A 22,254-nucleotide genomic window follows, 5' to 3' on the forward strand; every position below is an offset into this window, starting at 1 on the left:
CTCACGCCTTCAGCCACACCGCCACGGCCGACAGGGTGACGCAGGCGATGGCCGTGGTCAGGGCCACGGTGCGGGCGCCGCCGCGGGCGAAGACGCCGTAGGCTCGTGTCTGGATGAAGACGTTGACCGCCGTGGGGGTGGCGGCCAGCAGGGTGGCGGCCAGGTGGAAGGTCGCAGGCGCGGGGGTCAGCCCGACCACGAACCAGACCAGCACCGGCAGCGCCAGAAGCTTGGCGACGGCGGCGAGCGCCACCGGGCTCCAGCGCGGCGGGGCCGCGTCGGCCTCGGCGGGCAGGCCCAGGACTACCCCCAGCGCGACCAGCGCCACCGGGCTGCCCGAGGCGGCGGCCGCGCCGACCGCGCGGTCGAGCACGCCGGGCAGTTGCAGGCCCAGCAGGGCCAGGGCCGTGCCGAACAGGGCGGCGGCGACGATCGGGTTGCGGAACGCCTGCATGGTCGAGCGCCACACCGAGCGTCCGCCGGCCCAGCCCAGCAGCGCCACGCCAAGGGCGGTGGCCAGCACGAAGTCGATGGCGACCATGCCGGCGCCGACCCGGGCCACTTCGGGTCCGAACACGGCCGCCGCCACGGGCAGGCCCAGGAAGGCGCTGTTGCCGACGCCGGCGGCCATGGCCGCGCCGGCGCGCTCGCCCCGGTTCCAGCGCAGGACGAGGCCGACGCCGACCATCAGGGCCATGATCGCCACCAGGCAGCCGGCATAGGCGGCCAGGCCAAGGGTCAGGTCGTGGTCAGGGCGACCCATGCGCGAGAGCGAATGCACCAGCAGGGCCGGGAAGCCGATCCAGTAGACATAGGCCGACAGTCCCTGGGCCATGCGCCCGTCCAGCAGCATCAGCCGCGCCAGGGTCACGCCGGCCCCGACCAGCAGGAAGAACGGCAGGGCGCGGGCCAGCACCTCCAGCGTCAGGGCGGTCACGCCGGATACGCCTGCGAGGGCGAGGAAAGGGTCATGCGCGAGGGCCTCGGCGAAAACGCGGGTCGCTGGATAGCACCGCCTTCGCGCCGGGGTCAAAAGCGGCGCTGGGCGGCGAGGTCGGCGGGCAGGGTCAGGCGGTAGACCAGCACCAGGCTGTCGTTGTCTGCGGTCGACGCGCCCTCGGGCGCCTTGGGGGCGGCGTCGAAGGCCAGTTCGCCGACCTTGCCCCTGGCGGTCTGGAAGTCGTTGTCGCTGCCGACCAGCAGGAAGACGTCGTTGGGCGCGGCCGGGTCGAGGGCCGGGATGATGGCCAGGGATTCCAGTTTCTCGGGCAGGGTGGCGGCGTTCGGCGCGGCGTTGTCGAGATTGACGCCGACCCGCGCAAGCTCGGCTCGGTCGGCGAGGTTGATGAGTTGGGCCTGGCTGGCGGGGACCACGCCCGGGGCCAGCACGCCGCCGGGGGCGATGGCCGCGCCCGCCGCATCGTTCTTTGCGCCGGCAAGGTTTGTGGCGCCGGCGGTGTCGACCAGCAGCACCGAGCGATAGACGGCAGGCCTGGCCGAGCCTGACCCCAGGCCCGCGCCGTCGCGGGCCAGCACCAGGAACTGGTGGTCGGAAAGCGCCAGAAGCTCGGATTGAGCGGCCACCTTGTCGGGCGCGCCGCCGTCGCCCTTGGTCCGAAGCACCGGCAGTTCGAGCGCGTATTCGGCGATCGGGGCGTCGGGCGTCGGGTTCTTCTCGATGTCGTAGACGAACAGGCGGGCAACCGCGCGCTCTGCGTCGCTCTCGCCGCTGTCCTGCACGGCCGCGCTCTGCAGCAGCGCGAACAGCCGCTTGCCGTCGGGCGAGACCGCTACGCCCTCGAAGCCCTGGTTGGGGCGACGCCCGGACTGGGGCTTGATCTCGCTGGAGAGGGCGGGGCGGCCGTACTTGCGCGGGGACACGGCCGCCACCGGGGCGATGACGCCCTTCAGCGCACCGTGGGCGTCAAAGCGGTAGATGTTGGCCGCGTACTCGTCGCCGACATAGAAGCCGCCGTCCGCCAGCCGAGCCAAGGCCTCGCCGTCTAGGCTGATGCGAAAGCCGCCGGGGCCGGTCAAGGCGCTGGGGCAGGCGGCCTGGCCGCAGAAGACGACGCCTTCGCCCGGATCCATGCCGGTGAAGGCGTGGCCCTTGTCGTCCTTCAGCAGGAAGCCGCCGGTCGGCGTCAGGGTCAGCTGCTCGGCGACGCCCGAGGCTCCGTCGGCCAGCGGCCGGAAGGCCAGATCGAAGGCGTGGACGCGATTGTCGTAGGGCGTGGTGCCGGCCACCGTGCCGACGCCGTTGGGGCCGCGGTCGGGCAGGGTCAGAAGCTTGCCTTCATAGGCTCCGTCGGCGGTGCGGCGCCATTCGGTCACGGCCATGCCCGAGAACGAGCCCAGGGTGTCGCCCCGGAAGTCGCGGGTGCTGGCCGCCAGCCGACCGGCGCCGACCAGGCCGTGGTTGACGAAGCTGGCGCCGCCCAGGCTGACCGCCTTTGGGCTGGCCATATCGGGCGTCAGGTAGACGGCGGGCGCGGCGAGGGCCGGCGCGGCGAGCAACAGGGCCAGCAGCGACGCGGCGCAGGCGAACGATTTCATGACGGCTTCCCCAGACCATCCGGAACGTGGCGCACGCCGGGCCGCTCCAGACGCTGGGTGCCTAGCAGCGACGTTTGAAGGTTCGGTGACAGCGTTGCGCGGCCGGCGAAAAGCGGATCAGGACGGGGCATGAGCGACGCTATCCGCTTTCTCCGCGCCGTCCCGGTCCTGCGCAGCCCTTCGGCAGGCTGAACGCGTCCTGTCGATTCTCTACTTACAGAACTTTCAGTTGCGGCGATCCTGCCTGTGCGGTTGAAGTAGCGCTTCATTGCAAGTGAGGGTCGTTTCCATGCTGCATCGTCGTCGCCTGCTCACCCTGGCCGCCGTGGGCGGGAGCGCGCCGTCGGCGGCGCTGGCCCGGCAGATCATGGCCCTGCCGACGGTCGATCCCGCGACGGTGCTGGCCGAGACGGGCGCGCCGGCCGTGGCGGGCCTGGTCACCGACCCCGAGAAGGTGATCGTGCAGAAACAGGCCGGCGTGCGCCGCGCGGGCGCGCCCGACCTCGTCGAGGGCTCTGACCTTTGGCACATCGGTTCCAACACCAAGGCCATGACCGCGGCCGTCTACGCCCGGCTGGTCGAGGCGGGCAAGGCCAAGTGGGGAGCGAGCCTTGGTTCGCTGTTCCCTGGCGTGAAGCTCGACCCGGCGTGGGCCGACACCACGGTCGAGCGGCTGATGAGCCATGTGTCGGGGATCAGCGACAAGCCGGTGATGGCCGGCGGCTGGCTGGCGCGCGCCCATGCCGACAAGCGGCCGCTGACCGTGCAGCGGGCCGAGCTGGCCGCGCAGATCCTGGCCGCGCCGCCCACGGCCAAGCCCGGCAAGTACGAGTACGCCAACCTCAACTACATACTGGTCGGCTCCGCGATCGAGACCATCACCGGCAAGCCCTGGGAGCAGGTGATCGACGCCCAGCTCTTCAAGCCCCTGGGGATCACCACGGCCGGGTTCGGCGCGCCGAAGGGCGCCGCGCCCTGGGGCCATCTGCCCAAGCCGGGCGGCGGGCTGACGCCGGTCGATCCGGCCGGTCCGTCCGACAATCCGCCCGCCATGGGGCCGGCCGGCACGGTGCACATGAGCCTTGCCGACCACGCCCGCTTCGCGCGGCTGTTCCTGAAGGACAACGCCTTCCTCAGCGCCGACAGCATCAAGCACATGACCACGCCGGTCGGCGACGCGATCTATGCGCTGGGCTGGCTGGTGGTTCCGGGACGCCCGTGGAGCCGTGGAAAGCTCCTGGTCCACGAGGGCTCCAACACCATGTGGCACGAGGTGATCATGATCGCCCCGGGACGCGGGGTTGCGATCATCGCCGCCAGCAACGCCGGGCCCGAAGCCTCGAAGGGCGCGGCCACCAAGCTGCTGCACCAGTTCCAGGGCGCTTATGTCGCCTGAGGTTTAAGTTATCCAACCGAGCAGGACGCGTAGATGAGTTTGTTGCCGGTCGAGAACCTGTATTCGCAATTCCCCAGCCTGGCGGGGATGCTCTTGGATGGCGCAAAGATATATGTCGGGGAGCCGGGCAAGGATCCAGAGACCAATCCGCAGGCCGTGTTCTGGAGTGTGGAGGGAGGCGCGGCGGTCACCCAACCCCTGGACTTCCTAGGCGGCTATGCGGCGCGCGCCGGCGCGCCAGCGCTATTCTACACGCGAGCGGCCTATTCGCTTCGTCTGCGCGAGGCGTCGGGCGCGGAGCTCCTGTTCATCGCCAATTTGCAGAAGCCGATCCCGTTCGTAACGGGCCCTGCCGCGCCAGTCGCCGGCTCGACCATGCAGATCGACTGGATCATGGAGGACAACAGCAAGCCGGTGGAGGCGCTGGGCGGCTACTGGAACTCCAACACCTACGCGGCCGTGGCCTTCTCCAAGGAGTTCACGGACACTTTGACCGACAAGGATACGCCTGCGATCGGCGTGCTGTCCTATGTCGCCCAGAACTATGACAACCCGTTGTCGGACGGCGTGGCGGTGATGGGCGTGGCTGAGGCCTGGGCTGAGCATGCGACCGTCTTCGGCGCCAACTTCATCGCCTCGGGCCAGCCTACGGCGGTCCATGCGCGCTATGTCGGCATGGAGGTCGACGTGCAGCCCGCCACCGGCGTGCAGCCGGCTGACGGCAGCGCAGGCGTCTATGTGAACGTCTTCAACGCCAGCATTCCTGGAGCGGTCCTGCAGTCGGCCGGTCTAGGCGCGACGTTCGGCGACGGTGTGAAGCTTGGCGGCATCGCCACGACCGGCGCCGGCCTTTCCATGCAATCCGAGGCCGAGACGATCGGCAGTCTCGTCAACACCACTATCGGGCAATTCGCCGACTGCGCTATCCGCCTGGGCAACGGCGTGCAGCGGGGCTTGGCGTTCAGCGCCGCCACGGGTGGCAAAGCGAACATCTATACCGACGGCGACTTCCTCATCGCCGCGTGTCCGCCGAGCGGCTTTGCGATCAAGACGGTGGGAGGCGCGTCGACCTTGGTCTATGTGAGCGCCGCCGACGGCTCGGTGGATATCCAGGCTGGCGGCGCCCTCAAGATAGCTGGTCTGAAAGTGGCGGGCGCGCGCCAGACGGGTTGGACGGCCATGTCCGGAACGGCCGTGAAAGGCGGGTTAAACACCGAAAGTGTCACCCTTCCTGAACTGGCGAGGATCGTGAAGGCCCTGATCGACGAGCGCTTCGCCGCTGGCGGCGTCGGCGCCTGACGGCCTAGGGAGCCGCGTCGTGGCGGCGCGGCTCTACCGCTCGTCGGCCGGCAGGCGGATGTGCACCAGCTTCCAGACGAACAACTCGCGGCGCTGGAAGGTGAAGATCGTGGCCTTGGCCTTGTCGCCCGGACGGCGCACGGCGATGCGCACGCGGTTGGGGTCCCAGTAGGCGATGGTCGGATAAGGGCCGCGAACCACGGCCTGCATCCGACCCAGCACCGTCTCGGGGCGGGCCGTCGGCGGCGGGGCGGCGCCGGGCGCGTAGCCACGGGTCAGGGCCGATAGGCCCTGGACGGTGAGGTAGCGGTCGACCTTGGGCTCGGGCGGGGCGATCGGCTCGATGGCGCGCTTGAAGACGCCCATCGGGTTGGTCCACAGCGACGGCGCCTCGGGCTTGGCGGCGGGGGCTTCCTCGTCCAGCTGGCCGGTCAGGCTGCGGCGCACCACCGGGAAATCGACCAGCTCGCCCAGCGCCTGCACGTCCTCGTACTGGGCGGCGGCTTTCAGGGCCCGGAAGGCGAACCAGGGCGCTGTGGCGAAGGCGGCGGCGAAGATGAAGATCGCCAGGACCAAAAGGTCCCAGATCCGCTTCTGCAAAGTCATTGCGCCCCCGCACGGTTAACGCCGCCTAGAATGGGCATTCATGCCCCCACTGCAAGGGCGTTCGCGCGCCAAGGGTTCCCCGAGTGGAATCCGCTTTCCCGGAGGGCTTGGCCGCTTTAAGGGGTCGCCGCTTACGGCGCGGCCTTAAGCCTTCGCCGCCCCTGAGGAATTTCCCGGAGCGCCCATGGCCGGCTCGCCCATCGCCGATCTCTTCCGCTGCAAGCCCGTCGGGGCGATCGCGGCCGAGGGCGACGACAATCCCAACGAGCTGCCGCACGAGCTGGAGCGGTCGATCGGCCTGTTCCAGCTGACCATGCTGGGCGTCGGCGCCACGATCGGCACCGGCATCTTCGTGGCCCTGACCACGGCCGTGCCGCTGGCCGGGCCGGCGGTCATCGTCTCGTTCGTCATCGCCGGGATCACCGCGGCCCTGACAGCCCTGTGCTATGCCGAGCTGGGCTCGACCATTCCGGTGTCGGGCTCGTCCTACTCCTATGCCTACGCCACGCTGGGCGAGTTCGTGGCCTTCCTCGTCGGCGCCTGCCTGCTCTTGGAATACGCCGTCTCGGCCTCGGCCATCGCCGTGGGCTGGGGCCAGTACCTGAACGAGCTGTTCGTCGACCTGTTCGGCTGGCGCCTGCCCGACGCCCTGGCCAAGCCGCCGGGAGCGGGCGGGGTGTTCAACCTGCCGGCCGTGGTGCTGGTGGGCTCGTGCATGGTGCTGCTGCTGCGCGGGGCCAAGGAGTCGACCACGATCAACGCCGTGCTGGTGGTGGCCAAGCTGCTGGTGCTGCTGTTCTTCGTGGTCATCGCCTTCACCGGCTTCAACTCCGAGAACCTGACGCCGTTCGCGCCCATGGGCGTGGCCGGGATCGGGGCGGCGGCCTCGTCGATCTTCTTCTCCTACATCGGCATCGACGCGGTCTCGACCGCCGGCGACGAGGTCAAGAACCCGCGCCGCAACCTGCCGCTGGGCGTGGTGCTGAGCCTGCTGATCGTCACCGGCGTCTATGTCCTGGTGGCGATCGCCGCCGTCGGGGCCCAGCCCTGGACGGCCTTCGCCGGGCAAGAGGCGGGCCTGGCGGTGATCCTGCGCAACCTGACCGGCGCAGGCTGGACCTCGCTCGTCTTGTGCCTGGGGGCGATCATCTCGATCTTCAGCGTCACGCTGGTGGTCATGTACGGCCAGACGCGGATCCTGTTCGCCATGAGCCGCGACGGCCTGTTGCCGCGCATCTTCCAGAAGACCGATCCGCGCACCCGGGCGCCGACCTGGAACACCGCCATCGTCGCGGCCTTCATCGCCTTCCTGGCCGCCTTCGTGCCGCTGGACGTGCTGGTCAACCTGACCAGCATGGGCACGCTGATCGCCTTCGCCATCGTCTCGGCCGGTGTGATCATCCTGCGCCGCACGCGGCCCGACCTGCCGCGAGGCTACAAGGTTCCGCTCTATCCGGTGCTGCCGATCGCCAGCGTGGCCTTCTGCGGCTACCTGATCATCGGCCTGCCGTGGGACACCTTCGCCCTGTTCGGCGCCTGGGTGGCGGCCGCCTGCGTGATCTATTTCGGCTATTCGCGGAAGCACTCGAAGCTGGCTTGAACGGCCTTGGCCGACCCATTCTGGGTCAGGATTGAACACCGGGCCGCCTTCCTGGGGACGGAAGGGGCTCGCGCCTTGCCCGGTCTTCGCGACGCCCCCTAGGGTTCCCCGCGACGTCCCGTGCACGATTGCGCGGTCGTTTGGCCCGAGTCGGGTTTAGGATCGCCGCGATGAGCCAGATCGAAGTCCTGGGAATGGAAAAGCGCGCCTACCGTCGCTATCCCGCCTCGCGCAAAGCCTACCTCGTGGTGGGCGGCGAGCCCCTGCGCTGCCGGCTGATCGACATCGCCAAGGGCGGGGCGCGCATCGCCGCGCCGGAGTTCGCCACGCCGCCGGACGTGCTGCACCTGGTCGATCCGGCCCGCCGCATGATCCACCTGACGCGCATGGTCTGGCAGGGCGACGGCCAGATGGGCCTGCAGTTCATCGAGTCGCGGGCCTTCACCGAACCGCTGGGCGGCGCCGAGGGCGCGGGCCGCGTGGTCGAGATGGTCGGCCCCTGGCCGAAGCAAACCCAAGGAAACTAGACGTTTTTCGCCTTCCGTAACGGCAAGCTGAGCCAACCGGAATTGAAGTCGCGCGTTGCTGGCTCTGTCGGATTTCGACAGACGCCAAGGTGAGCGCGTGAACGCGATACTTCGTGCGGCGGCCCTCAGCGCCGCCTTGCTGCTGGCCGGTTGCGGCACGATGGCGAGGCCGCCGGAAGGCGTGGTCCGGGTCGCGCCCGGCGCGGTGATCCCCACGGTCGACCCGCGCATTGTCGCCAGCGACGCAGCCCCCGTGCGGCTGCTCGAGCGCCAGATCATGGGCGAGCAGGGCCAGGGCCCCACGGCGATCCTCGCCCTCTCGGGCGGCGGGGCCAATGGGGCCTATGGCGCGGGCGTGCTGGTGGGCTGGACGCAGAGCGGCCGGCGGCCCGACTTCCGCATCGTCACGGGGGTGAGCACCGGGGCCCTGGCCGCGCCTTTCGCCTTCCTCGGCTCGTCCTGGGATCCGCAGCTGGCGGCCGCCTATTCCGACGGCGGGGCCAAGGACATCCTGGCCTGGCGGCAGCTGGCCACCTTCGCCTCGCCCAGCCTCTACAGCAGCTCGGCCCTGCGCAAGCTGGTCGACAAGGCCGTGACGCCGCAACTGCTGGCCGCCATCGCCGTCGAGCACGACAAGGGCCGGCGACTGCTGGTGGCGACCACCAACCTCGACAGCGAGGAGACGGTGATCTGGGACATGGGGCTGATCGCCAAGCAGGGCGGGGAACAGGGGCTGAAGCTGTTCAAGGACGTGCTGACGGCCTCGGCCAGCATTCCCGGCGTCTTTCCGCCGGTGCTGATCGCCGGCCGGGCCAAGGACGGCCGTATTATCCAGGAGATGCACGTCGACGGCGGGGTCAACACGCCGTTCCTGGCCGTGCCCGAGAGCCTGGTCCTGTGGAGCCGCCCTGTCGGCGCCGTGGGCGGCGGTTCGATCTATGTGCTGGTCAACGGCCAGCTGGGCCGGCGCGACGCGGTCACCGCCGGCAGGCTGACGGCTATCCTCAAGCGCAGCTACGACAGCGGCAGCAAGGCGTCGACCCGCGCCCATCTGGCCGCCAACGCCGCCTTCGCCCAGCGCAACGGCCTGGCCTTCCGCGTCGCCGCCGTGCCCGACGAGGCGCAGGCCAACAGCCTGGACTTCAGCGACACGGCCATGCGCCGCCTGTTCGACCTGGGTCGCGAGCAAGGCCGCACGGGCAAGGCCTGGGGCGACTGGAAGCCCGCCGAGGCCGAGAAGGCGGCGGCGGCGGGGATCATCGTCATCGACGCCCCGCCGGCGCGGCGATAGCGCTCAGGCCGTCTCGTGGCGCATGGCCTCGGCGGCCAGGGCTGCGTGCTCGGCGATGCGGCCGCCCGTCTTGCGCTCGCTGTAGCGATCGACGAGGTAGTCGGCGCGGTCGCGGGTCAGCAGGGTGAACTTCACCAGCTCTTCCATGACGTCGACGACCCGGTCGTAATAGCTGGACGGTTTCATGCGGTCGTTCTCGTCGAACTCCCGATAGGCCATGGCCACCGAAGACTGGTTGGGGATGGTGATCATCCGCATCCAGCGGCCCAGCAGGCGCAGGGTGTTGACCGCGTTGAACGACTGCGAGCCGCCGCTGACCTGCATGACCGCCAGGGTCTTGCCCTGGGTGGGGCGTACGCTGCCGATCTCCAGCGGGATCCAGTCGATCTGCGACTTGATCACGCCCGTGATCGCGCCATGCCGCTCGGGGCTGCACCAGACCTGACCCTCGGACCATTCCGACAGGGCGCGCAGTTCTTGGACCTTGGGGTGATCGGGCCCCGAGGCGTCGGGCAGGGGCAGGTCGCGCGGGTCGAAGATTCGGGTCTCGCAGCCGAGGGCCTGGAGGATGCGCGCGGCCTCCAGGGCCAGCAGCCGGCTGAACGAGCGCTCGCGCAGCGATCCATACAGCAGCAGGATGCGCGGCGGATGCGACGCCCGCGATGACGACTCCAGGCGGTGCTGGTCGATCCTGGCGAGGAACGGGGCGTCGAGGGCGGGAAACTCGGTCACGGGCGTCTCCGGGGGCTGTTCAAGAGCTTATATTTCGAGAATAATGGAAATATGGAATCGACGTCCGCTGTCAACATGCTCTCGGCTCTGGGTCACGATGGGCGCCTGGCGATCTTCCGGCTGCTGGTGAAGGCCGGGCCGCAGGGCGTGGCGGCCGGCCAGATCGCGCGAACGCTGGACGTGCTGCCCAACAGCCTGTCGGCCAATCTGAATATCCTGGCGCACGCCGGCCTGATCGCGTCGCGGCGCGAGGGCCGCTCGATCATCTACTCGGCCGACTACGGCGCGATGAGCGGCCTGCTGGGTTTCCTGATGGAGGACTGCTGCAACGGCGCGCCGGAAATCTGCTCGCCCCTGACCGCCGTGCTGGCCCGTGTCGAGGGCTGCGGCCCGGCCTGCGCGCCCAAGTCGCCGGCCTGACCATGGCCGCCTTCGACCTGCGCCGCCGCCTCGTCGCCGAGGGGCTGGGCTCGACCCTGCTGCTGGCGGTGGTGGTCGGCTCGGGGATCATGGGCGAGCGCCTGGCGGGCGGGAACCTCGCCATCGCCCTGCTGGCCAACACCCTGGCCACGGGGGCGGCGCTGGTCGTGCTGATCGGCGTGTTCGGCCCGATCTCGGGCGCGCACTTCAACCCGGTGGTCACCCTGGTGGCGGCATCGAGGCGGGAGCTGTTCTGGCGGGATGCGGCCCTGTATCCGCTGGTTCAGGTCATCGGCGCGATCCTGGGCGTCTGGGCGGCGCACGCCATGTTCGGAGAGACGATCGTCCAGGTCTCGACCAAGGCGAGGACCGGCCTGGATCAGGCGTTCGCCGAGGTGGTGGCGACCTTCGGCCTGCTGGCCACGATTCTCGGGACGGTGCGGTTCAAGCCGGACAGCACGCCGATGGCGGTGGGGCTCTACATCACCGCCGCCTACTGGTTCACGGCCTCGACCTCGTTCGCCAACCCGGCCGTGACGCTCGCGCGCTCGATGACCGACACCTTCGCCGGGATCGCGCCGTCCAGCGCGCCGGCCTTCATCCTGGCCCAACTGATCGGGGCGCTGCTCGCGGCGGGCCTGTTCGGGTGGCTGCTGAAACCGGAGACCGCCTCGTGACCGACTTTCCGATCACCATCTTCCACAACCCCGCCTGCGGCACCTCGCGCAACGTGGTGGCCATGGTCGAGGCGGCCGGCTACGCGCCGACGGTCGTCGAGTATCTGCAGGCGGGCTGGACGCGCGAGCAGTTGCTCGACCTGTCCGCGCGCGCCGGCCTGCCGCTGCGCGACCTGATCCGCGACAAAGGAACGCCGGCCCAGGGGCTGGGCCTGCTTGCGGCGGACGTGTCCGACGAGCGCATCCTCGAGGCCATGGTCGCCGATCCGATCCTGGTGAACCGGCCGATCGTCGTCACGCCCAAGGGCGTTGCCCTATGTCGGCCGTCCGAGGCGGTCCTGGACCTGCTGGAGCAGCGTCCCGGCCGCTTCACCAAGGAGGACGGCGAGGTCGTCATCCCCTAGTGGGCGGCCGGGTCCCCGGGGCGAACAGCAGGTCCGACCAGCGCCAGGAGGCGTCGCCCAGGGCCAGGCGCGGCGCGCCGGGGCCGTCGGCCAGGCTGACGACGACGAGGCCGCGCATCGGGTTGGCGCGGCAGGCGGCCGGTGCGAATCCGACCTCCATGATGATCGCCTCGCGAACGCCGGCCAGGCCGCGTCCGACTTGGTTGGGGCTCTGAAGCCACTTGCCGTTCCAGATCAGCACCGCCTTGCCCGAGGCGGCGGCCTCGCCGTGGGCCGAGGCCAGGGCGCTGCGGACGCGGGGATTGCGGCGCAGCGCCGCCTGCAGCCGGCGGACCATGTCGCAGCTGGCGCCGTCGCCCGAGCCGTTTCCCGATCCCGCGCCCACGGTGGTGGCGCCGGCGAGTTCGGCCTCGCCCAGCTCGGCGGCCATCATCGTGGTGTCGGCGGGCGTGGCGGGCAGGGGCTCGACGTCGGGGGGGCGCACGGCCGGGCGGGCGGTGCGGGTCGGCGGTTTCGGGTCCGGCTTGGGCGGGGCGGGTGAGGGCGGCCGCGCGGGCTTGGAGTCGGGCCTTGGCTCCGGCGCGGGCGGCTTGGGCTCCGGCGGCGGGGGAGGCGGGGGCGGCGGCTGGATGAGGTCGACCGCGAACGGCTCGGGTTCGGGCGGGCGCGGATCGCCCTGGGACAGCATCACGGCCGCGAGCACGGCCGCGTGGGCTCCTGCGCTGAACAGGCCGGCCGCCAGCTTCGTCGCGCGCGAGGGGCGGCGTCGCGGAGGGTCGATCAGCGGTCGTGGCATCAGGCGTCCGTCACGGGCGCCGGGACGCCGGCGCAGCGTGCAGGTGAGCACTTCAGCGCGTCAGCATCGTGGCGGGCGCCGCCCCGATGCGGCCACGAGCGCTAACGGGGCGGTGTCTGCGTCAGCCGCCGACGACGTCGATGCCCAGCGGCGCGCCGCCTTCGGCGATGGCGATCAGGCGGTCGACATTGGGATGGGCGCCGGGGTTTTCGCGGGCGTCGGCCGTGTGTTCGGCGAAGACGGCCAGGCCGTGCTCGGCGGCCCTGGCGTCGAGGGCGCCGAAGGCCTGCTTCAGGTACTGGTAGACGGCGACCGAGCCCTTCTTGCCAGGCTGGTTCTCGATGCTGGCGACCACGGTCCCTTCGGCGTCGACGAGGTCGACACGGGCCACGCCGTCGATGGCCGGCAATTGCTGAAGGTTGTCCTTGAAGGTCGTGCTGGGCTGGATCATCGCCGGCTTTCTTGAATTCCAGAGTGGGGCGGGCCTTTAGCATCCTCCGGATGCTCGCCCAAAGAAAAAGGCCCTCCCGCGAGGGAGGGCCTTCGTCCTTACCGGAAGGTCGGTCGCCTTAGGCGGCCATGGCCTTCTGCAGGTTCTCGTCGATCTTGTCGAGGAAGCCTTCGGTGGTCAGCCAGCCTTGCTTGTCGCCGACGAGCAGGGCCAGGTCCTTGGTCATGAAGCCGCTTTCGACGGTGTCGATGCAGACCTTTTCCAGGGTGGCGGCGAACTTGGCCAGTTCCTGGTTGTCGTCGAGCTTGGCGCGGTGGGCCAGGCCACGGGTCCAGGCGAAGATCGAGGCGATCGAGTTGGTCGAGGTCGACTCGCCCTTCTGGTGCTGGCGGTAGTGACGGGTCACCGTGCCGTGGGCGGCTTCGGCTTCCACGGTCTTGCCGTCCGGCGTCATCAGCACCGAGGTCATCAGGCCCAGCGAGCCGAAGCCTTGAGCCACGATGTCCGACTGCACGTCGCCGTCGTAGTTCTTGCAGGCCCAGACGTAGCCGCCCGACCACTTCAGCGCCGAGGCGACCATGTCGTCGATCAGGCGGTGTTCGTAGTGGATGCCCAGAGCCTTGAACTGCTCGGCGTAGTGCTCGTCGTAGACCTCTTGGAACAGGTCCTTGAAGCGGCCGTCATAGGCCTTGAGGATCGTGTTCTTGGTCGACAGGTAGACCGGGTACTTGCGGTTCAGGCCGTAGGCGAACGAGGCGTGGGCGAACTCGCGGATCGACTCGTCGATGTTGTACATGGCCATGGCCACGCCCGAACCCGGAGCCTTGTAGACTTCGTGTTCGATGGTCTCGCCGTCTTCGCCGACGAACTTGATCGTCAGGGTGCCCTTGCCGGGGAACTTGAAGTCGGTGGCGCGGTATTGGTCGCCGAAGGCGTGGCGGCCGACGATGATCGGCTGGGTCCAGCCCGGCACCAGGCGCGGCACGTTCTGGCAGATGATCGGCTCACGGAAGATCACGCCGCCCAGGATGTTGCGGATCGTGCCGTTCGGCGACTTCCACATCTTCTTGAGGTTGAACTCGGTGACGCGCTGCTCATCGGGGGTGATGGTGGCGCACTTCACGGCCACGCCGTGCTTCTTGGTGGCCTCGGCGGCGTCGATCGTCACCTGGTCGTTGGTGGCGTCGCGGTTCTCGACCGACAGGTCGTAGTAGTCGAGTTCCAGGTCCAGATACGGGAAGATCAGCTTATCCTTGATGAGCTTCCAGATGATCCGGGTCATTTCGTCGCCGTCCATGTCGACGACGGGATTGGCGACTTTGATCTTGGCCATTGCGGGGTCTTCCTCTCGCGGTGGCGCGCTCTGACGCTCGGCGCACAGGGCCGAAACGTGGCGCGGACGGCGAGCCCTATAGACTGTTGCGGCCGTTGGGGAAAGGCTGCGTGGTGCGACGTCCGATGGTCGAGCGCGGCATTCCACCGCAGGCGACATGGACCCCGCGCCGCCCTAATGGGTTGTGGCTGCGCTGGCCGTCCCGCGTGGGGACGAGAGTGGGGAGCGGGTTTGGACAACTTGTGGCGTCATACGGACGTGATGTCGCCCCTTGCGCGCCGACTGCTGGCTTTCGCCGCCCTGCTGTCGATCGCCGTGACCGGCCTCGTCACGGCCGTGACGTTCTATTTCGTGCAGCAGAGCGCCGCCGAGACCCAGATGCGGCACCTGGCCGAATATGTCGGCGAGCGGGTCAAGACCGAGGACCGGTTGTTCTCCGACCTCGTGAAGGTTCACGACGCCGCCAGCCTGGCCCTGATGCGCCGTATTCGCGAGATCGAGCCCGACATCGACGGCCAGTTCGACCTGCTGTTCCCCGAATTCGGCGACGGCACCCGCCGCACCGCGCCGCGCCTCTATGACGGCGGGCGCACGGGCAATCACTACGTCTACGGCATCGGCGGTTTCGTGCCGCAGGCCCGGGAGCTGACCCGCGAGGACAAGGCCTTGATGGTGGCGGCCATGGAGGTCGTCGCCAACGCCGGCGAGACCGAGATCGGCCACTACGACAACTTCTACTTCTTCACGCCGCAGACCCGGCTGGTGATGTTCGGGCCCAAGCGCAAGGACCGGCTGCTCTACTACCGCCAGGACGCGCCCCCGAGCCTGGACATCGCCAAGGAGGAGATGAGCCAGCTCACCCTGCCGGCCAACAATCCGCAGCGGGTGATGAAGTGCACCAAGCTGCGCAAGCTGATCTCCAACCCCAGCGGCCGCGGGCTGAACGCGGCCTGCGTGACCCCGTTCGACATCGGCGAGCGGCATGTCGGCGCCTGGGGCACCAGCCTGTCGCTGGACTCTTTCCTGCTGCGGGCGGTCGGCGACGCGCTGCCGGGCGGGCAGAACATGATCGTCTCGTCCGACGGCGAACTGATCGCCGCGCCGGGCCTGGCCGCCGACGGGGTGGTCGACGCGGCCCAACTGGCCAAGGTGCAGTCGCGCGAGCGGGTGGCCGACCTGGTCGCCCAAATCCGCAAGCACGGCGGCGACGTCGGGGCCCTGCGCGACCGCAGCGGCGACCGCGTGGTGGCCTACGGGCGGATGAAGGAGCCCGACTGGTACTTCCTGATGACCTTCCGTTCGGACCAGATCGTCTGGAACGCGGTCAAGACGGCGTCCTGGGTGCTGCTGTTCGGCGTGGTCGGGGTCGTGGCCCAGCTCTTCCTGCTCTACCGTCTGATGGCCCGCGAGGTGGTGGCGCCCCTGCGCGGCCTGGGCGAGGCCCACCGCGCCGACGACGGCGCGGCGGCCGCCCGCATCGAGGCCCGCGGCGACGAGATCGGGGCCCTGGCCAGGGCTTTGCGCAAGCAGCGCGAGGTGCACGAGGATCTGCTGCGCTCGCTGGAAGTGCGCGTGGCCGAACGCACCCGCGAACTGGAAAAGGCCAACCAGGCCAAGTCGGTGTTCCTGGCCAATATGAGCCACGAGCTGCGCACGCCGCTGAACGGCGTCATCGCGGTCGGGGACCGCCTGGCCGAGGAGAGCGACCCGGCCCGCCGCCGCGAGCTGGCGGCGCTGGTGGCCTCGTCGGGGCGACTGCTGGAGCAGGTGCTGGGCGACATCCTCGACGTCTCCAAGATCGAGGCCGGCGAGTTCCAACTGACCTTCGCGCCCTTCGACCTGGAGGGCCTGGTGGCCGGCATGGCCGAGCTGCACCGCGCCTCGGCCGAGGCCAAGGGCCTGGCCTTCTCGTGGTCGGTCGCGCCCGACGCCATCGGCCGCTACGACGGCGACGCCGGCCGCATCAGCCAGATCCTGTCGAATCTCTTGGGCAACGCGGTGAAGTTCACCAGCGTCGGCGGCGTTGACCTGTCGGTGGAGAAGGTGGGCGAGCTGGTCCGCTTCAGCATCAGCGACACCGGGGTCGGCTTCGACGACGCGGTGCGTGAGCGTTTGTTCAAGCGCTTCGTCCAGGCCGACCAGTCGATCACCCGCCAGTTCGGCGGCACGGGGCTGGGGCTGTCGATCTGCGCGGCCCTGGCCGAGATGATGGGCGGCTCGATCGACGCGCGGGCCGTGGTCGGGCGCGGGGCGACCTTCATCGTCGAGCTGCCGCTACAGCCCTCGACCGAGAGCCTCGACCACGACCATGCCGACGACGAGGGGCCGGTCTCGCTGGAGGGCATGCGGGTGCTGGTGGCCGAGGACCATCCGGGCAACCGCAAGGTGGTCGAGATCGTACTGGAGCCGTTCGGGGTCGACCTGACCATGGTCGAGGACGGCGAGGCGGCGCTGCGGGCGCTGGAAGCCCAGCCGTTCGACGCCGTGCTGATGGACATGCAGATGCCGGTGATGGACGGACTGACCGCCACCCGGGAGCTGCGCGCCCGCGAGGCGGCGGCCGACTCCGACCCGATCCTGGTGATCATGCTGACCGCCAACGCCATGGACGAGCACATCGCCGCGGCCCACGCCGCCGGGGCCGACCTGCACGTGGCCAAGCCGCTCAATCCTGGCCTGCTGGTCCAGGCCCTGGCTGCGGCGCGGCATCGCGCCGCCGCCCACGAAGTCGCCTCCAGGCTTGAAGGCTGAGGCCTTAGCGACTATCTGACCGGCCATAATCGAGCGAGGCCACGTCCTCCACCGTCTTTCCAGGCGGGTTTAAGTCCGGGACGGCCCGGCGTTCTTGCAAAGGGACGCCGTCATGGCTTGGATATTCCTCATCATCGCTGGCCTGCTGGAAGTGGTCTGGGCCTTCTTCATGAAGGCCTCGGAGGGCTTCTCGAAGCCCTGGCCGAGCATCGCCACGATCATCTTCATGTTCGCCAGCTTCGGCCTTTTGTCGCTGTCGATGAAGTCGCTGCCGCTGGGCACGGCCTACACCATCTGGACCGGCATCGGCGCGGTCGGGGCCTTCGTGGTCGGCGTGGCGGTGCTGGGCGAGCAGCTCAGCGTCATGCGCGTGATCGCCGCGGTGCTGATCGTCAGCGGCCTCGTCTTGATGAAGCTGTCGTCGTCGCACTGAGCCGCGCGTGGTCCTCGTCCTTCGACAAGCTCAGGATGAGGACCAAGGAGCGGCTCAGTAGAGAACCTCACCCTGAGCCTGTCGAAGGGCGGGGTTTTCGCTTGGCGCCTATTTCGCCTTCTCCGCCGCCTGCAACACCGTCCGCGTGACCTCGAGCATCAGGGCGTCGCGGTCGGCTTCCTCGAGCGGCGAGGCCTTGAGCAGGATCGCCAGGGCGAAGCGCCGGCCGTCCTTCAGGCGGACCATGGCCAACACGTTGTCGGCCGCGGTCTGGCCCAGGTCCCACGGCGTCGCCGAGGTGATCGCCGCCAGCCGCGCGCCGGCCGGCAGGGCGGGACGCAGGCGCTCGCCGGCCGCCGCTTCCATCATGCGTAGCATCCGGCGGCGACCCTCCTGGCTGGTCAGTTCGGCCTGGTTCAGGGCCTCGAGGAAGCGCACGGCCGCCAGGGGCGTCGTGGAGTCGTGCGGGTCGGCCAGATAGTCCCGCCAGGCTTTGCGGCGGGTCGCCTCGGGCGTGGCGAGCACCGCCTTGCGCCAGGCCTGGCCGCGCCACTCGGCCCGGAACGAGGCCGCGCCCGTCTGTTCGGGCAGCAGTTGGCGGGCGTAGCGGTCGACCCGCAGGTTCTCGACCTTCTTCAGGTCCAGCCAGGCGGTGACTGCGCCAGGACCTCCGATCCGCTTCATCAGCACGTCGGCGGCGGTGTTGTCGCCGCCCGCCACGGCGTGTTTCAGCAGTTCCTCGACCGTCCAGCGTCGCCGGCTGGGCCAGGCGTCGGCGACGCCGCTGGGCGGCGGCGACAGGTCGACGTCCTCGATCGTGATCGTCTCGCGCAGCGACAGGGCCTTGGCCTCGACCTCGGCCAGAACCGCCGCGCCCAGCGCCGCCGTCCAGATCCCGGCCAGCGGAAACAGGTGGTCGCCGGCCACCGTGGCCCGTTGGGGGGTGGTCAGGTCCTGCACCGCCACGCCCAGGTCGCCGGGGCGGGCGCGCTCGGCGATGGCGGTCAGCTTGTGGCTCATGGTCTCGTGGTCGAAGGTCGGGTCTTCCTGGCCGGCCAGCGGCGGCTCGCGGCAGGCCGAGAGCGCCGCCGGCAGGGCGGGCATGGCGAGGGCGGCGAGCAGGGCGCGGCGATGCATCGGGGTCGAAAGCCTCCAAGCGTGAGTGGAGGCTAAACGCGCCAGACGACGGTTCGGACTTGCGTCAAAGTGTGGCTCGACGGCAAAGGGACGCCCATGACCGCCGAAACGAATTCTGAAATCGTCCGCACGCCCCCCTGCGTGATCCTCAACGCCCCGCAGCTGGCCGAGAACATCGGCTCGGTCGCCCGGGTCATGGCCAATTTCGGCCTCTACGAGCTGCGGCTGGTCAATCCGCGCGACGGCTGGCCGCAAGAGCGGGCCTGGGCCAGCGCCTCGGGCGCCAGCTGGCCGCTGGACGACGCCAAGGTGTTCGACAGCCTGGCCGAGGCGATCGCCGACCTGCATCTGGTCTACGCCACCACCGCCCGCCCGCGCGAGACGCGCCTGCCGGTCTACACCCCGCGTGAATCCGCCGGCCACCTGGCGGAGGAAGTCGAGCAGGGCCGCAAGGTCGGCTTGTTGTTCGGCGGCGAGCGCGCCGGCCTGGAGACCGACGACATCGCCCTGTGCCAGGCCATCGTCTCGATCCCGATCGACGAGCGCTTCCGTTCGCTGAATCTTGCCCAGGCCGTGTCGATCAACGCCTACGAATGGAAGATGACGGTCGACGACCGCCCCTGGAAGAAGTTCGAGCTGAACGTCGAAGGTCCGGCCGACCAGGCCGCGATGATGGGTCTGTACGAGCACCTGGAGAACGAGCTCGACAAGGCCGGCTTCTACCATCCGCCCGAGAAGAAGCCGTCGATGGTGCGCAACCTGCGTGTCCCGCTGGCCCGCGCCCGCCTGACCGACCAGGAGGTGCGCACCTTCCGCGGCGTGATCACCGCCCTGTCGAAGGGGCGGGGCCGGGTGCTGGCCAAGCTGGCCCAGAAGGCGGCCGACAAGGGTGAGGATTGACGGCGAGGTCCGGATATCCAAAGGGCTCGCCGCAGTAACCGGTGTCTCACCTTACGGCGCTTTAATTTCCGCGCTGGCGCAAACGCCGCTATCCAGCCAAAATCTGCAACCATGGTCCAGGTTGTGGGATAGCCGGCGGTTGAACGCCGGGGCTTGGGATAGGGGGCATGGTGATGGCGCTGGGCGGCGTGCTTCTGCAGGGTTTCGCGGCGGCGATGACGGTCGGGACGGTTTCGCCGTCGGAGGCCAAGCCCGCCGAGATCAAGGCTCTCGAGGTCAAGGCTGCTGAAGCCAAGTCGCCCGAAGCCAAGTCGGAAGACCCCAAGCCCGCCCCCATTCCCGTTGTCGAGGCCGAGGACGCCGTCGTCGAGGGCGTGACCGTGCAATCGGCGCCGCGCGGCAAGACCGAAGGCCCGGTCGAGCCGGAGATCTCGCTCGACGAGGAGGCTATCAAGGCCTACGGCGCGGGCAGCGTCGCCGAGCTGATGACCATGCTCGAACCGCTGACAGTCAGTTCGCGCGGACGCGGCGGCGAGGGGCCGGTGACCCTGGTCAACGGCCAGCGCATCTCGGGCTTCCAGGAGATCGCCGGACTGCCGCCCGAAGCGGTCCAGCGCCTGGACATCCTGCGCGAGGAAGCCGCGCTGGCCTATGGCTACCGGGCCGACCAGCGGGTCGTGAACCTGGTCCTCAAGAAGGACTTCCGCTCGCTGACCCTGGAGGACGAGTTCCGTTTCGCCACCGAGGGCGGGCGCACCTTCAACGAGCAGAAGGGCAACCTCTTCAAGGTCGACGCCAACGCCCGCTGGACCGTGAACGTCCGCTACCGCCGCGAGACGCCGCTGTACGAGTCCGAGCGCGACATTGTCCGCTCCAGCAGCACACCCTACGACATTCAGGGCAACATCGGCACGGCGACCGGGCCGGAGCTCGATCCGGCCCTGTCGACGCTGGTCGGCTCGGTGGTGACGGTGGCGGCCGTGCCGACCCTGGCGGCAGGCGCCGCGCCCACCCTGGCCGACTTCGTGGCCGGCGCCGGGAAGGCGGCGACCGACGACCTGACCGCTTCGCGCACCCTGCTGGCGCGCGGCGAGGAGGGCGCGATCCAGGGCGCCTACACCCGCAACCTGGTGCTGGGCGCGCTCGGCAACGTGACCACCACCCTCAGCGGCAATGTCGAGAGCACCAGCCGGGTCAGCTTCAACGGCCTGACCGGTGTGGGCCTGGCGCTGAAGGCCGACAGCCCGTTCTCGCCCTTCGCCCGGGACGTGACGCTCTATCGCTATCTCGACGTGCCCGACGGCCTGCGCCGCAAGACCGATACCGACAAGGTCGAGCTGGGCATGACCGCGCTGGGCATGATGGCCGGCTGGCGCTGGACCTTCACCGGCAACTACGACCTGACCGACAGCGCCACCCGCACCGGCCGGGGCCTCGACACCACGGCCTATCGCGCCGCCGTGGCGGCCAGTGATCCGCAGGTCGATCCGTTCGGCCCGATCCCGCGCAGCCTGCTGCGCTACGCCGCCCAGGACACCGCTGACTCCATCACCACCAACGCCAAGGCCGAACTGACCATGAACGGTACGGTGGCGGAGCTGCCGGCCGGCCGCCTGCGCGCCACGGTCAAGGGCGGGGTCGACAGCCGAAAGGTAGAGTCCGAGAGCGTGCGTTCGAGCGTCTTCACCCGCCGCACCCTGGTGCGCGACCGGGGTACGCTTTCGGCCAGCGCCGACGCGCCGATCGCCGAGCGCGACGGCGTGCTGGGCTTCCTGGGCGGCGTGTCGCTGAACGGCAACGTGCTCTACGAGCAGTTCTCCGACATCGGCGGCCTGGTGACGGCCGGCGGCGGCCTGTCGTGGTCGCCGGTCAAGCGCATGAACCTGTCGCTGAACTACAGCACCGAGGAGGGCGAGCCCTCGCCCCAGCAGGTCAACGATCCTGTGCTGCTGACGCCCAACGTGGCGATGTACGACTTCGCCACCAGCCAGACGGTCAACGTCACCCGCATCGAAGGCGGCAATCCCAACCTTAGCGCCGACAGCCGCCAGGTCGTGAAGCTGGGCTTCAACTACCGACCGTTCGAGAAGCGTGAGCTGTCCCTGTGGGGCAACTACACGGCCAGCCGTGTCGAGGATCAGATCGCCAGCTTCCCGGCCGTCTCGCCGGAACTGGAGGCCGCGTTCCCCAGCCGTTTCGTGCGCGACGCCACGGGCCGCCTCACCTCGGTCGACACCCGGCCGGTGAACTTCGCCCATGCCGACCGCCAGGAGCTGCGCTGGGGCCTGAACTACAATCTGCGCTGGGGCGGCCCGCCGCCCGCCGCGCCGGGCGCCCGGCCCGCCGGCGCGCCTCGTCCCGGTGGCGGCGCGCAGGTCAGCGGTCCGGGCGGCATGATGCGATCGGGCGGCCCGCCGGGGCAGGCGATCTTCAACGTCTCGCTGAACCACCTGTGGCGATTGCAGGACGAGGTGGTGATCCGCGACGGCATGACCCCGCTCGATCTGCTGGACGGCGCCTCGCTGGGCCGTCGCGGCGGCACGCCGCGCCACGAGGTCAACCTGCAGGCCAATCTCGCCAAGGACGGCATGGGTTGCGGCCTGCGCAGCGCCTGGCGTTCGGCCACATGGGTCGACGGCGGCCCGCGCGGCGACGACCTCTTCTTCGCCGACATCCCGACGGTCAGCCTGTCGGGGTTCGCGGATCTAGGGCAGCGCAAGGACCTGGTGAAGCGCTACGACTGGCTGAAGGGCTCGCGCGTGACGCTGGCGGTCGACAACCTGTTCGACGAGAAGCAGCAGGTCCGCGACGACCAGGGCCGCACGCCGCAGGCCTATCAGGAGGACTACATGGACGCCATGGGCCGGACCGTGCGCCTGAGCCTGCGCAAGCTGCTCTAAGCAAAGATCCTCCCCCTCTGGGGGAAGTGGCCCAAAGGGCCGGAG

General features: G+C 69.7%; 20 protein-coding genes. 12 read left to right on the forward strand and 8 right to left on the reverse strand.

Going from position 1 to position 22,254, the window contains the following annotated elements; translation table 11 throughout:
* Position 1: 1 nt before the first annotated feature.
* On the reverse strand, positions 2-937 hold the full coding sequence (locus SGCZBJ_RS14990; RefSeq protein ID WP_240621524.1) for an AEC family transporter: 936 nt from the start codon (positions 935-937) through the stop codon (positions 2-4).
* Between the two features lie 92 nt (positions 938-1,029).
* The gene (locus SGCZBJ_RS14995; protein ID WP_101718793.1) at positions 1,030-2,556 is read right to left on the reverse strand and encodes an esterase-like activity of phytase family protein; all 1,527 of its coding nucleotides are present in this window, start codon (positions 2,554-2,556) and stop codon (positions 1,030-1,032) included.
* A gap of 289 nt (positions 2,557-2,845) precedes the next feature.
* Here SGCZBJ_RS14995 and SGCZBJ_RS15000 point away from each other — a divergent pair, with 289 nt between their 5' ends.
* Entirely contained in the window at positions 2,846-3,952 is a 1,107-nt protein-coding gene (locus tag SGCZBJ_RS15000; RefSeq protein ID WP_101718794.1) for a serine hydrolase domain-containing protein, read from the forward strand.
* A 33-nt stretch (positions 3,953-3,985) separates the two neighbouring features.
* Complete coding sequence (locus tag SGCZBJ_RS15005; RefSeq protein ID WP_133149266.1) at positions 3,986-5,251, forward strand: hypothetical protein; 1,266 nt, start codon at positions 3,986-3,988, stop codon at positions 5,249-5,251.
* Positions 5,252-5,284: 33 nt separating this feature from the next.
* Here SGCZBJ_RS15005 and SGCZBJ_RS15010 read toward each other — a convergent pair whose 3' ends face one another.
* Entirely contained in the window at positions 5,285-5,857 is a 573-nt protein-coding gene (locus SGCZBJ_RS15010) for a DUF2939 domain-containing protein (protein ID WP_101718796.1), read from the reverse strand.
* Positions 5,858-6,041: 184 nt separating this feature from the next.
* Between SGCZBJ_RS15010 and SGCZBJ_RS15015 the strand changes: the two genes are divergently transcribed.
* The 3 genes from SGCZBJ_RS15015 to SGCZBJ_RS15025 all read left to right on the forward strand — a co-directional run bounded on the left by SGCZBJ_RS15015 (position 6,042) and on the right by SGCZBJ_RS15025 (position 9,275).
* Positions 6,042-7,457: an amino acid permease gene (locus SGCZBJ_RS15015; RefSeq protein WP_101718797.1), complete on the forward strand. Its 1,416-nt coding sequence runs from the start codon at positions 6,042-6,044 to the stop codon at positions 7,455-7,457.
* A 170-nt stretch (positions 7,458-7,627) separates the two neighbouring features.
* The gene (locus tag SGCZBJ_RS15020) at positions 7,628-7,984 is read left to right on the forward strand and encodes a PilZ domain-containing protein (protein ID WP_101718798.1); all 357 of its coding nucleotides are present in this window, start codon (positions 7,628-7,630) and stop codon (positions 7,982-7,984) included.
* 97 nt (positions 7,985-8,081) lie between these two features.
* On the forward strand, positions 8,082-9,275 hold the full coding sequence (locus tag SGCZBJ_RS15025; protein ID WP_240621525.1) for a patatin-like phospholipase family protein: 1,194 nt from the start codon (positions 8,082-8,084) through the stop codon (positions 9,273-9,275).
* A 3-nt stretch (positions 9,276-9,278) separates the two neighbouring features.
* On the opposite strand, the gene arsH is transcribed toward SGCZBJ_RS15025, so the two are convergent.
* Positions 9,279-10,007: an arsenical resistance protein ArsH gene (gene arsH, locus SGCZBJ_RS15030; RefSeq protein ID WP_101718799.1), complete on the reverse strand. Its 729-nt coding sequence runs from the start codon at positions 10,005-10,007 to the stop codon at positions 9,279-9,281.
* 51 nt (positions 10,008-10,058) lie between these two features.
* On the opposite strand from arsH, the gene SGCZBJ_RS15035 reads away from it, so the two are divergent.
* The 3 genes from SGCZBJ_RS15035 to arsC are packed head-to-tail and all read left to right on the forward strand — an operon-like array spanning position 10,059 to position 11,508.
* A complete protein-coding gene (locus SGCZBJ_RS15035) occupies positions 10,059-10,427 on the forward strand; it encodes an ArsR/SmtB family transcription factor (RefSeq protein ID WP_101718800.1) in 369 nt (122 codons plus the stop codon).
* A 2-nt stretch (positions 10,428-10,429) separates the two neighbouring features.
* The gene (locus SGCZBJ_RS15040) at positions 10,430-11,104 is read left to right on the forward strand and encodes an aquaporin (RefSeq protein WP_101718801.1); all 675 of its coding nucleotides are present in this window, start codon (positions 10,430-10,432) and stop codon (positions 11,102-11,104) included.
* Positions 11,101-11,508 (forward strand): arsenate reductase (glutaredoxin), encoded by a 408-nt coding sequence (gene arsC, locus SGCZBJ_RS15045; RefSeq protein ID WP_101718802.1) that lies wholly within the window; start codon positions 11,101-11,103, stop codon positions 11,506-11,508. Before SGCZBJ_RS15040 ends, arsC begins: the two co-directional genes overlap by 4 nt.
* Here the strand turns inward: arsC and SGCZBJ_RS15050 are convergent.
* The 3 genes from SGCZBJ_RS15050 to SGCZBJ_RS15060 all read right to left on the reverse strand — a co-directional run bounded on the left by SGCZBJ_RS15050 (position 11,498) and on the right by SGCZBJ_RS15060 (position 14,088).
* Entirely contained in the window at positions 11,498-12,304 is an 807-nt protein-coding gene (locus SGCZBJ_RS15050; protein ID WP_101718803.1) for a hypothetical protein, read from the reverse strand. The two genes, arsC and SGCZBJ_RS15050, sit on opposite strands and share 11 nt — an antisense overlap.
* A gap of 121 nt (positions 12,305-12,425) precedes the next feature.
* Positions 12,426-12,755: a DUF2322 family protein gene (locus tag SGCZBJ_RS15055; RefSeq protein ID WP_101718804.1), complete on the reverse strand. Its 330-nt coding sequence runs from the start codon at positions 12,753-12,755 to the stop codon at positions 12,426-12,428.
* Positions 12,756-12,873: 118 nt separating this feature from the next.
* Positions 12,874-14,088 (reverse strand): NADP-dependent isocitrate dehydrogenase, encoded by a 1,215-nt coding sequence (locus SGCZBJ_RS15060; protein ID WP_058350047.1) that lies wholly within the window; start codon positions 14,086-14,088, stop codon positions 12,874-12,876.
* Positions 14,089-14,349: 261 nt separating this feature from the next.
* On the opposite strand from SGCZBJ_RS15060, the gene SGCZBJ_RS15065 reads away from it, so the two are divergent.
* Together SGCZBJ_RS15065 and SGCZBJ_RS15070 are read left to right on the forward strand one after the other, a co-directional pair.
* Positions 14,350-16,839 (forward strand): ATP-binding protein, encoded by a 2,490-nt coding sequence (locus SGCZBJ_RS15065; protein WP_240621529.1) that lies wholly within the window; start codon positions 14,350-14,352, stop codon positions 16,837-16,839.
* 112 nt (positions 16,840-16,951) lie between these two features.
* Complete coding sequence (locus SGCZBJ_RS15070) at positions 16,952-17,272, forward strand: DMT family transporter (RefSeq protein WP_101718806.1); 321 nt, start codon at positions 16,952-16,954, stop codon at positions 17,270-17,272.
* A 108-nt stretch (positions 17,273-17,380) separates the two neighbouring features.
* On the opposite strand, the gene SGCZBJ_RS15075 is transcribed toward SGCZBJ_RS15070, so the two are convergent.
* Complete coding sequence (locus SGCZBJ_RS15075; RefSeq protein WP_240621526.1) at positions 17,381-18,409, reverse strand: serine hydrolase; 1,029 nt, start codon at positions 18,407-18,409, stop codon at positions 17,381-17,383.
* 96 nt (positions 18,410-18,505) lie between these two features.
* Here SGCZBJ_RS15075 and SGCZBJ_RS15080 point away from each other — a divergent pair, with 96 nt between their 5' ends.
* Both SGCZBJ_RS15080 and SGCZBJ_RS15085 read left to right on the forward strand, forming a co-directional pair.
* Complete coding sequence (locus tag SGCZBJ_RS15080) at positions 18,506-19,309, forward strand: RNA methyltransferase (protein WP_165799333.1); 804 nt, start codon at positions 18,506-18,508, stop codon at positions 19,307-19,309.
* A gap of 167 nt (positions 19,310-19,476) precedes the next feature.
* Positions 19,477-22,209: a TonB-dependent receptor gene (locus SGCZBJ_RS15085; protein ID WP_101718807.1), complete on the forward strand. Its 2,733-nt coding sequence runs from the start codon at positions 19,477-19,479 to the stop codon at positions 22,207-22,209.
* Positions 22,210-22,254 lie beyond the last annotated feature (45 nt).

The sequence above is a fragment of the Caulobacter zeae genome, assembly GCF_002858925.1.
In the GTDB taxonomy this organism is placed as follows: Bacteria; Pseudomonadota; Alphaproteobacteria; order Caulobacterales; family Caulobacteraceae; genus Caulobacter; species Caulobacter zeae.

What these genes read in the sequence shown, in the direction of transcription:
- SGCZBJ_RS14995 (WP_101718793.1), bottom strand. Translation starts at nt 2,556, where the DNA reads ATGAAATCGTTCGCCTGCGCCGCGTCGCTGCTGGCCCTGTTGCTCGCC.
- SGCZBJ_RS15000 (WP_101718794.1), top strand. Translation starts at nt 2,846, where the DNA reads ATGCTGCATCGTCGTCGCCTGCTCACCCTGGCCGCCGTGGGCGGGAGC.
- SGCZBJ_RS15005 (WP_133149266.1), top strand. Translation starts at nt 3,986, where the DNA reads ATGAGTTTGTTGCCGGTCGAGAACCTGTATTCGCAATTCCCCAGCCTG.
- SGCZBJ_RS15010 (WP_101718796.1), bottom strand. Translation starts at nt 5,857, where the DNA reads ATGACTTTGCAGAAGCGGATCTGGGACCTTTTGGTCCTGGCGATCTTC.
- SGCZBJ_RS15015 (WP_101718797.1), top strand. Translation starts at nt 6,042, where the DNA reads ATGGCCGGCTCGCCCATCGCCGATCTCTTCCGCTGCAAGCCCGTCGGG.
- SGCZBJ_RS15020 (WP_101718798.1), top strand. Translation starts at nt 7,628, where the DNA reads ATGAGCCAGATCGAAGTCCTGGGAATGGAAAAGCGCGCCTACCGTCGC.
- SGCZBJ_RS15035 (WP_101718800.1), top strand. Translation starts at nt 10,059, where the DNA reads ATGGAATCGACGTCCGCTGTCAACATGCTCTCGGCTCTGGGTCACGAT.
- SGCZBJ_RS15040 (WP_101718801.1), top strand. Translation starts at nt 10,430, where the DNA reads ATGGCCGCCTTCGACCTGCGCCGCCGCCTCGTCGCCGAGGGGCTGGGC.
- SGCZBJ_RS15050 (WP_101718803.1), bottom strand. Translation starts at nt 12,304, where the DNA reads ATGCCACGACCGCTGATCGACCCTCCGCGACGCCGCCCCTCGCGCGCG.
- SGCZBJ_RS15055 (WP_101718804.1), bottom strand. Translation starts at nt 12,755, where the DNA reads ATGATCCAGCCCAGCACGACCTTCAAGGACAACCTTCAGCAATTGCCG.
- SGCZBJ_RS15060 (WP_058350047.1), bottom strand. Translation starts at nt 14,088, where the DNA reads ATGGCCAAGATCAAAGTCGCCAATCCCGTCGTCGACATGGACGGCGAC.
- SGCZBJ_RS15065 (WP_240621529.1), top strand. Translation starts at nt 14,350, where the DNA reads ATGTCGCCCCTTGCGCGCCGACTGCTGGCTTTCGCCGCCCTGCTGTCG.
- SGCZBJ_RS15070 (WP_101718806.1), top strand. Translation starts at nt 16,952, where the DNA reads ATGGCTTGGATATTCCTCATCATCGCTGGCCTGCTGGAAGTGGTCTGG.
- SGCZBJ_RS15075 (WP_240621526.1), bottom strand. Translation starts at nt 18,409, where the DNA reads ATGCATCGCCGCGCCCTGCTCGCCGCCCTCGCCATGCCCGCCCTGCCG.
- SGCZBJ_RS15080 (WP_165799333.1), top strand. Translation starts at nt 18,506, where the DNA reads ATGACCGCCGAAACGAATTCTGAAATCGTCCGCACGCCCCCCTGCGTG.
- SGCZBJ_RS15085 (WP_101718807.1), top strand. Translation starts at nt 19,477, where the DNA reads ATGGTGATGGCGCTGGGCGGCGTGCTTCTGCAGGGTTTCGCGGCGGCG.